Origin of the sequence: Paludifilum halophilum (genome assembly GCF_002245355.1) — a bacterium.
In the GTDB taxonomy this organism is placed as follows: domain Bacteria; phylum Bacillota; class Bacilli; order Thermoactinomycetales; family DSM-45169; genus Paludifilum; species Paludifilum halophilum.
On sequence record NZ_NOWF01000191.1, the window covers coordinates 1 to 387 of the forward strand.

Below are 387 nucleotides of genomic sequence, written 5' to 3' on the forward strand. Positions count from 1 at the left end.
CTTCTTTCCTGTCCGCTCCGCTCCCGCGAGATCGTCGGCGATGGCCGCGATCGTTTCCTCATCGAGCATGTCGAATCCTTTCAGAGCTGGTTGCCCAGCTTGCCCTCATTCTCATCCGCGCGAGTGTAGGAGAACCCGTCGGCACCGATCGTCACGGCCATCTCCGAATCGTCCGTGCGGGCTTGCACGGGCTGCGGGTTGCCGTCGAGATCGAGAACGAGGGAGGCGTCCGAGTACCAGGACGGCACGACGGGGTTGCCCCACCAGTCACGGCGCTGATTGTCGTGGACGTCCCAGGTGATGACCGGGTTGTCCGGGTCGCCGGTGTAGTAGTCCTGCGTGTACACCTCGACGCGGTGGCCGTCGGGGTCGCGCAGGTAGAGGTAG

Annotated in this window: 1 pseudogene; it reads right to left on the bottom strand. The window is 64.6% G+C overall.

From position 1 onward, the window contains the following. Nucleotides 1–80: 80 nt before the first annotated feature. Nucleotides 81–387: pseudogene (locus tag CHM34_RS18800) on the bottom strand (hypothetical protein); the annotation flags it as partial.